The 8,289-nt window shown below is 67.5% G+C and carries 10 protein-coding genes and 1 pseudogene; 2 read left to right on the top strand and 9 right to left on the bottom strand.

Going from position 1 to position 8,289, the window contains the following annotated elements; all coding sequences use genetic code 11:
- Together AC2VOK_RS20030 and trxA are read right to left on the bottom strand one after the other, a co-directional pair.
- Nucleotides 1-260, bottom strand: a 260-nt coding sequence (locus tag AC2VOK_RS20030) for an enoyl-CoA hydratase-related protein (protein ID WP_428901999.1), incomplete at its 3' end; no start/stop codon positions are given.
- A 55-nt stretch (nt 261-315) separates the two neighbouring features.
- Nucleotides 316-675: a thioredoxin gene (trxA, locus tag AC2VOK_RS20025; RefSeq protein ID WP_421530901.1), complete on the bottom strand. Its 360-nt coding sequence runs from the start codon at nt 673-675 to the stop codon at nt 316-318.
- A gap of 355 nt (nt 676-1,030) precedes the next feature.
- Between trxA and AC2VOK_RS20020 the strand changes: the two genes are divergently transcribed.
- A complete protein-coding gene (locus AC2VOK_RS20020; RefSeq protein ID WP_428901998.1) occupies nt 1,031-1,837 on the top strand; it encodes a DUF5666 domain-containing protein in 807 nt (268 codons plus the stop codon).
- A gap of 80 nt (nt 1,838-1,917) precedes the next feature.
- Here the strand turns inward: AC2VOK_RS20020 and AC2VOK_RS20015 are convergent, their stop codons facing one another.
- Nucleotides 1,918-2,205, bottom strand: coding sequence for an FmdB family zinc ribbon protein (locus AC2VOK_RS20015; RefSeq protein WP_428901997.1), 288 nt, complete (start codon nt 2,203-2,205; stop codon nt 1,918-1,920).
- A gap of 189 nt (nt 2,206-2,394) precedes the next feature.
- On the opposite strand from AC2VOK_RS20015, the gene fmdA reads away from it, so the two are divergent.
- A complete protein-coding gene (gene fmdA / locus AC2VOK_RS20010) occupies nt 2,395-3,648 on the top strand; it encodes a formamidase (RefSeq protein WP_428901996.1) in 1,254 nt (417 codons plus the stop codon).
- A gap of 49 nt (nt 3,649-3,697) precedes the next feature.
- Here the strand turns inward: fmdA and AC2VOK_RS20005 are convergent, their stop codons facing one another.
- The 6 genes and pseudogenes from AC2VOK_RS20005 to AC2VOK_RS19980 form a co-directional block, all read right to left on the bottom strand.
- Nucleotides 3,698-4,048 (bottom strand): metal-sulfur cluster assembly factor, encoded by a 351-nt coding sequence (locus AC2VOK_RS20005; RefSeq protein WP_428901995.1) that lies wholly within the window; start codon nt 4,046-4,048, stop codon nt 3,698-3,700.
- Nucleotides 4,023-4,512 (bottom strand): annotated as a pseudogene (sufU, locus tag AC2VOK_RS20000) (Fe-S cluster assembly sulfur transfer protein SufU). The gene AC2VOK_RS20005 and the pseudogene sufU overlap by 26 nt, the downstream one beginning before the upstream one ends.
- On the bottom strand, nt 4,509-5,759 hold the full coding sequence (locus tag AC2VOK_RS19995; protein ID WP_428901994.1) for a cysteine desulfurase: 1,251 nt from the start codon (nt 5,757-5,759) through the stop codon (nt 4,509-4,511). Before AC2VOK_RS19995 ends, sufU begins: the two are co-directional and overlap by 4 nt.
- Nucleotides 5,760-6,569, bottom strand: coding sequence for a Fe-S cluster assembly ATPase SufC (gene sufC, locus AC2VOK_RS19990; protein ID WP_428901993.1), 810 nt, complete (start codon nt 6,567-6,569; stop codon nt 5,760-5,762).
- The gene (gene sufD, locus AC2VOK_RS19985) at nt 6,566-7,726 is read right to left on the bottom strand and encodes a Fe-S cluster assembly protein SufD (protein ID WP_428901992.1); all 1,161 of its coding nucleotides are present in this window, start codon (nt 7,724-7,726) and stop codon (nt 6,566-6,568) included. Before sufD ends, sufC begins: the two co-directional genes overlap by 4 nt.
- Nucleotides 7,723-8,289 (bottom strand): SufD family Fe-S cluster assembly protein (locus AC2VOK_RS19980; protein WP_428901991.1); only part of this gene is annotated, 567 nt, incomplete at its 5' end. The genes sufD and AC2VOK_RS19980, both read right to left, overlap by 4 nt.

Below are 8,289 nucleotides of genomic sequence, written 5' to 3'. Positions count from 1 at the left end.
GAGCGCAGCGCGTAGGTCGGGCGGGTCAACCCGTCGACGTGGGGAACCGTGCCCGCGGATTTGTGGTCGGCGCCCGAGGAGAATCCCCGGCCTGCCCCGGTGAGCACCACCACGCGTACGGAATTGTCGTACCTGACCTGCTCGAGGGCCTCTTTGAGGGGCATCATGAGGTCGAACGCCATGGAGTTCATCCGCTCGGGCCGATTGAGGGTGATCAGTGCCACACCCGGTCGCGGTTGCTCCACCAGAACCAAACTCACCCGTGAACGGTAGCGCGCATCCCGGCGCCCGGCCGCCACGCGGCGCGCGGCCGCCTCAGGTCTGGTCGGCTTGATCCGCTCGAGCGGCCTCGACGTCGAAGGCCTTGACCTGCTGCACCAGATCCTCCAGGGCCGCCGGCGGCAGGGCTCCGGGCTGGTTGAACAGCAGCATGCCCTTCTTGAACGCCATCAGCGTGGGGATGGATCGGATCTGGGCGGCCGCGGCGAGCTCCTGCTGGGCCTCGGTGTCGACCTTGGCGTGCACGATGTCGGGGTGTTTCTCCGACGACGCCTCGAATGTCGGCCCGAACTGCCGACACGGTCCGCACCACGAGGCCCAGAAGTCCACGAGCACGATGTCGTTGCCCTCGATCGTTTCGTTGAATTTCTCGTTAGTGAGTTCCATCGTTGTCACACTCGGCCCAACGCGGCCGGCGGAAGTTGTGTTCCCGCGGTGACAACCCGGTTTCGGACGTGGTCGCGCCGGCCTGGATGCCCCCCGGAGCGCGCCGGCGCCGCGCGCGCCGCCCTCGACCGGGGGCGGCGGTACTGACACGGCGTTCTCTCGGGGCAGGATCGCGACCGCTGAGTTGTCCGCCAAGAACATGCTGCCCAGGCTGGGTTCCCTGCGCACCGTCATCGAATCCCTCGACGCCGACCAGATGCGGTTCCTCGGGGTAGCCTTCTGCGCTTGTTGCGCACAGGCTACTTTCAGGTTGAACGGGTAAACCCCTGACGTTGGTGACATAACCACGATTGGAGAAACGTTGATGTCTGTCAGCCCACAGTCGCCTCGACTGATCCGGTTCGCCGTCCTTGCAGTCACCGGAGCCGCCGCACTCTCCATCGCCGCCTGCACCTCGTCGCACAAGTCGAGCCCGACATCCACCCCGACGTCCACGTCCACGTCCACCTCGACGTCCGCCGAGACCTCCACGACCACTGAGGCGCCCGCCGAAGGTCAGGCGAAGGTCAGCGGGCTGGTCGCATCGGTGGCGGGCAATGCGATCCAGGTCACCCAGAAGGACGACTCCAACGCCACCGTGGACTACACGCCGACGACCAAGATCACCGAGACCACCTCGGCGGCCCTCACCGACGTCACCACGGGCAGCTGTGTCAGCGTGTGGCCCGCCAAGGCCGAAGCCGAGGCCGAGGCCGGACAGCCGGTCAAGGCGGCGTCGGTGCGGGTCAAGCCTGCCGTCGACGGCAAGTGCCCGCCGGGACCGAAGCCTGCAGCCGCCTCCAGCAGCCCGGCGCCTTCGGGTTCGGCTGCGCCGCCACCCGCCGAACCGATGCGGATCCGCGGCACGGTGGCCTCCGTGGCGAACAACACCATCAACGTCACGACCAACGACGCCGCCGGCAATCCGCTGCAGACGGCGGTGACGGTCGATGACAAGACCACTTACACCAAGCAGGCGGAGGTCACCCTCGACGCGATCACAGCGGGCAAGTGCATCAAGGCGCGTGGCACCGAGGACAGCGCGGGCAAACTTCAGGCGACGAGCATCAAGCTGCGCGAAGCCGTCGACGGCAAGTGCGACATGCCCGCGCGGCACGGCCACGGCGGATAGCCGCGACACGCTCGACTCATCCACCTGAGATTCGTTGCGCCCGGTGCGGCCGGCAGAGTGTGGACCGCCGCACCGCACGCTTATGGCCGCGGCAAGGTGCGGTGCAGCGGATTTGTCGTCACGCTCACCTTCCGGCGTTGCGCCGGCGGCACGCTGGCGACCACGTCGGGATCATCGGCGCTGGCGCGGGTCCGGTCATGGAGTCGCACTGCGGCGGTGCCGCCGATTCCGACCATCGGCGCAGCGGGAATCCTGCTGGCCGCGCAGCCGCACAGCGGACAGTCGGCACTGTCGGGAATGGCCGTCATCGAATGCTGTTCAGTGAACTTCGGGCAACCCTGGGCGCAGCGGAACACGTAGGTGGGCACGTGGCGACTATAGGGCGGTCGCGCCACCGGGCCCAGGACCGGCAACGCCGGGCGCCAGGGCAACCGTCCGCCCAACGACGAGGCGAATTTCGCGCCATTCGTTGCTGCTCGCGATACAGTGGGCAGGGCCTGTGAATAGGCCGGATGTCCAGGTCAAAAACCGGCCGCGGATTGACAAGGGATTGAATCATGCCTGAATTGCTTTTTCCGCTCGACTCCACGAAGAAGTTCCATGAGCAACAAATAGTTGGTCATAACCGCTGGCATCCCGATATCCCACCGGCGGTGACCGTCAAGCGCGATTCCACGTTCCGTGCGCATTGCCGGGAATGGTTCGACGGAGCCATCCACAACGACGATTCGGCCGACGACATCCTCAACGCGCCGCTGAAGAATGTGCATTGCCTCTCCGGCCCATTCGCGATCGAAGGCGCCGAACCCGGCGACCTGCTCATCGTCGACATCCTGGACGTCGGCCCTATCCCGCAGGAGGATTCGGGCCCGCTCGCCGGCCAGGGCTGGGGCTACACCGGAATCTTTTCCACACTCAACGGCGGTGGATTTCTCACCGACCGCTTTCCCGATGCCTACAAGGCGATCTGGGATTTCGCCGGGCAAACCGCGACGTCGCGACACATTCCCGGCGTCAAGTACACGGGTATCGTGCATCCGGGCCTGATCGGCACGGCTCCGTCCGCAGAACTCCTGGCGACATGGAACAGACGCGAGGGCGCGCTCATCGCCACCGATCCGCAGCGGGTGCCGCCGCTCGCGCTGGCACCGGAACCCGAGGGCGCCCTGCTCGGTGCGCTGGCCGGCGACGACTTCGACCGCGTTGCCGCCGAAGCCGCCCGCACCGCTCCCCCGCGCGAGAACGGCGGAAATCAGGACATCAAGAACCTCACCAAAGGCAGTCGGGTGTTCTACCCGGTCTTCGTGCCGGGAGCAAACCTTTCCTTCGGCGATCTCCACTTCTCGCAAGGCGATGGGGAGATCACGTTCTGCGGAGCGATCGAGATGGGTGGGTTCATCGACTTGCACGTCGACGTGATCAAAGGCGGCATGGAGATTTACGGCGTGCGCGAACACGCGATCTTCATGCCCGGCAACACCGCACCCCAGTATTCGGAGTGGATCGCCTTCTCGGGCACGTCGGTGACACTGGATGGCGAACAAAGATATCTGGACTCCGATCTTGCGTATCAGCGCGCATGCCTGCATGCCATCGACTATCTGACGAAATTCGGTTACAGCCCTGAGCAGGCTTACCTGCTGCTCGGTTCGGCCCCGATCGAGGGACGCCTGTCGGGCGTGGTGGACATCCCGAATTCATGCGCCACCGTGTACATTCCGACGGCGATCTTCGACTTCCCGGTAGCCCCGTCGGCATCCGGCCCGCATCGAATCGACTCCGGTATCGGCGCGCCACACGCCAGCTTCTGACCGCCGCCAGGGCGGCTATCGCGCTTCGGACGGCGCTTCGGACGGCGCTTCAGACAGTGAAGCCCAGGGCGCGTAGTTGCTCGCGGCCGTCGTCGGTGATCTTGTCCGGACCCCAGGGCGGGTTCCAGACCCAGTTGATCCGCAGCTCGTCGACCAGGCCGCTGCCGACCAGCGCCATGCGGGACTGGTCCTCGATGACGTCGGTCAGCGGGCAGGCCGCCGACGTCAACGTCATGTCGATGACGGCGACGGTTCCCTCGCCGCCCTCATCGACGACGTTGAGGCCGTACACCAGTCCCAGATCCACGACGTTGATGCCCAGCTCCGGGTCGACGACATCACGCATCGCCTCCTCGAGGTCGGCGAGCAGTTCGTCATCCGGCGCGGTGGTCTCGCTCATCACCCAACCTCCTTGACAGTTTCACTGGCTTGGACCAGCGCGTCCTTGCAGGCCATCCACCCCAGTAGGGCGCACTTCACCCGCGCCGGGTACTTGGCGACGCCGGCGAAGGCGATCCCGTCACCCAGGACGTCCTCGTCGCCCTCGACGGTCCCGCGGGAGGACACCATCTCGGTGAACGCGGCGATGGTGGCGAGCGCCTGCGGCACGCTCTGCCCGATCACCTGCTCGGTGAGCACCGAGGTGGCCGCCTGGCTGATCGAACACCCCTGCCCGTCGTAGGAGACGTCGGAGACGCGCTCGCCGTCGTCGGACAGGGCGACCCGCAGGGTCACCTCGTCACCGCAGGTCGGGTTGACGTGGAAGACCTCCGCGCCGAACGGCTCCCGCAGTCCCCGGTGCTGCGGATGCTTGTAGTGATCGAGGATCACTTCCTGGTACATCTGCTCCAAGCGCACCGTCAGTCTCTCCCGAAGAACTCGAGCGCCCGGCGCACGCCGGCCACCAACCGGTCGACCTCCTCGGCGGTGTTGTACACCGCGAACGACGCGCGCGCGGTGGCCGCCACCCCGAAGCGGCGGTGCAGCGGCATCGCACAGTGGTGCCCGACGCGCACCGCGACACCGTCGTCGTCGAGCACCTGCCCGACGTCGTGCGCGTGCACCCCGTCCACGACGAACGACACCGGCGAGCCGCGGTCCTCCATGCAGACAGGCCCGAGGATGCGCACACCGCCGATACCCGACAGGCCCTCGATGGCAGCGGCGACCAGGTCTCGTTCGTGGGCTTCGACAGCGTCCATGCCGATCGCGCCCAGGTAGCGCGCGGCCGCGCCCAGCCCGACGACCTGGGAGGTCATCGGGGTGCCCGCCTCGAACCGTTGCGGGGCTGGCGCGTAGGTGGAGCGCTCCATCGTCACGCTCTCGATCATCGAGCCTCCGGTGAGGAACGGCGGCAGCGTCGCCAACAGCTCGCGGCGCGCGTAGAGCGCGCCGATCCCGGTGGGGCCCAGCATCTTGTGCCCGGAGAACGCCGCGAAGTCGACGCCGAGCGCGTGCAGGTCGACCGGCTGGTGCGGCACCGACTGGCAGGCGTCCAGCACGGTCAGCGCCCCCACCGACCTGGCCCGCGCGACCAGTTCGGCCACCGGCCCCACCGCCCCGGTGACGTTCGAATGATGGCTGAAAGCAAGAACTTTCACCCGTTCGTCGAGCTGCAGCGAGTCCAGGTCGATGCGGCCCTCGTCGGTGACGCCGTACCATCTCAGAGTGGCGCCGGTGCGGCGGGCCAGCTCCTGCCACGGCACCAGATTGGCGTGATGCTCGAGCTCGGTGGTGACGATGACGTCACCCTCGCCCACGGCCGGCGCGAACCGGTTGTCACCCAGTACATAGGACGCCAGGTTGAGTGCCTCGGTGGCGTTGCGGGTGAACACCAACTCGTCGGCATCGGCGCCGACGAACGCCGCGATGTCCGCACGGCCCTGCTCGTAGGCGTCGGTCGCCTCCTCCATCAGCTGGTGCGCGCCGCGATGCACGGCACCGTTGGAGGTCAGCAGGAACTCCCGCTCGGCGTCGAGCACGGGCAGCGGACGCTGGGAGGTCGCGCCGGAGTCAAGGTAGGCCAATTGATTCCCGCCGCGCATGACGCGCTGCAGGATCGGGAAGTCGGCCCGGATGGCCGTGACGTCCAGTCGGGTCGGGGTCGGCATTCAGGCCCCCGCTGCGGCCGCTTCGGTGAAGCGCACGTAGCCGCTGCGCTCGAGCTCGTCGGCCAGCTCCGGGCCGCCGGATTCGGCGATGCGGCCGCCGACGAAGACGTGGACGAACTGCGGGTGGATGTAGCGCAGGATGCGGGTGTAGTGGGTGATCAGCAGGATGCCTCCCCGCACCGGCTCGCCGCTGCCGTCGTCCCAGCCGGTCTCGGCGTAACGGTTGACCCCTTCGCTGACCACTCGCAGCGCGTCGACGTCCAGCCCGGAGTCGGTCTCGTCGAGGATGGCGATCTTGGGCCTGAGCAGCTCGAGTTGCAGAATCTCGTGGCGCTTCTTCTCACCGCCGGAGAAGCCCTCGTTGACGCTGCGCTCGGCGAACGCGGGGTCGATCTCGAGCGAACCCATCGCCGCCTTGACCTCTTTGACCCAGTGCCGCAACTTGGGAGCCTCGCCGCGCACGGCGGTGGCCGCCGAGCGCAAGAAGTTCGACACCGACACCCCCGGCACCTCGACGGGATACTGCATGGCAAGGAAGATGCCGGCCCGGGCGCGCTCGTCGATGCCCATGGCCAGCACGTCCTCGCCGTCCAGGGTGATCGAGCCCGAGGTCACCCGGTACTTCGGGTGGCCGGCGATCGCGTAGGACAGCGTCGACTTGCCTGAGCCGTTGGGGCCCATCAACGCGTGCGTCTCACCGGATTTCACCGTGAGGTCCACACCGTTGAGGATGGGGATCTCGCGCTGTCCTTCGGCGGCGTCGGGATTGTCGACGCTGACGTGCAGGTCCTTGATTTCCAGTGTCGTCATGAAGCTTTCGTCTTCTCCGTGAATTCGAGTTCGTGTTCGATGGCGGTGGTCAGGCGTTCCCGGATGTCCGGCACGGCGATCTTGGAGATGATCTCGCCGAAGAACCCGCGGATCACCAACCGGCGCGCCTGCTCCTCCGGGATGCCGCGGGAGCGCAGGTAGAACAGCTGCTCGTCGTCGAAGCGCCCGGTGGCACTGGCGTGCCCGGCGCCGGCGATCTCGCCGGTCTGGATCTCCAGGTTGGGCACCGAGTCGGCACGGGCCCCGTCGGTGAGCACCAGATTGCGGTTGGCCTCGAAGGTGTCGGTGCCGGTGGCCGCTGCGCGGATCAGCACGTCGCCCACCCACACGGTGTGCGCGTCGGGCAGCGCGGAGTCCGGATCCCCTTGCAGCGCACCCTTGTACAGCACATTGGACTTGCAGTCCGGCTTGGCGTGGTCGATCAGCAGGCGCGACTCCAGGTGCTGGCCGTCGTCGGCGAAGTACATTCCCAACAGCTCCGCATCACCGCCGGGGCCGGCGAACAGTACGTTGGCCGACGTCCGCACGAGTTCCCCGCCCAGGGTGACCGCGACGTGGCGCAGCACCGCGTCCTTGCCCAACCTCGCGTGGTGGCTGCTGACGTGGACCGCGTCGTCGGCCCAGTCGGCGATCCACACGACGGTGAGCCGGGCCGCGTCACCGATGACGAATTCGACGTTGTCCGCGTAGGTTCCGCTGCCGCGGAGATCGATGACCACCACCGCCTCGCCGAGCTCGTCGACCCGGATCTGCAGGTGCCCGTAGGCGACCGCGCCCTCGCCGGGCCCGGTCACGGTGACGTTGACCGGCTCGGCGATCTGCACGTCCCGCCCGACGGTGACAACCGTCGCCGAATCGAACGACGAAAACGCCTGCGCCGCAACACGATCAGTGGGGACTCCGGCCTGGCCCAGTCGCTGGTCGCCGCGGCGCAGGGTCTCGGTGCGCACACCGGCACGTTCGTCGACGTCGATGCGCGCGCTGCCGGTGGCGGGCGCCGAGCCGTCGTGCAGTCCGCGCAGCCGCCGCAGCGGGGTGAACCGCCAGAGCTCGTCGCGGCCGTGCGGGATCTCGAAGGCGTCGACGTCGAAGGAGGCGAACAGCTCGCCCTTGGTGATCGCGATCGGAGCGGTCATCCGACCGCACCCTCCATCTGCAGTTCGATCAGCCGGTTGAGCTCCAGGGCGTACTCCATCGGGAGTTCCTTGGCGATCGGCTCGACGAAGCCGCGCACCACCATCGCCATCGCCTCGTCCTCGGTCATCCCGCGGCTCATCAAGTAGAACAGCTGGTTGTCGCTGACCTTGGACACGGTGGCCTCATGACCCATCGTGACGTCGTCCTCGCGGATGTCGACGTAGGGGTAGGTGTCGCTTCGGCTGATCGTATCGACCAGCAGCGCATCACATTTCACGCTGGACTTGGAGCCGTGCGCCCCCTTGTTGACCTGCACCAGGCCGCGGTAGGAGGCGCGTCCACCGCCGCGGGCCACCGACTTGGACACGATGTTGCTCGACGTGTTGGGCGCCAGGTGCAGCATCTTGGCGCCGGTGTCCTGGTGCTGACCCTCACCGGCGAACGCCACCGACAGGACCTCGCCCTTGGCGTGCTCGCCGGTCATCCACACCGCCGGGTACTTCATCGTGACCTTGGAGCCGATGTTGCCGTCGACCCACTCCATGGTGGCGCCGGCCTCGGC

The sequence above is a fragment of the Mycobacterium sp. TH-M116 genome (genome assembly GCF_057473685.1).
Note: the sequence above shows the minus strand (reverse complement) of the source record. Positions and strands in the feature narration are given on the sequence as shown.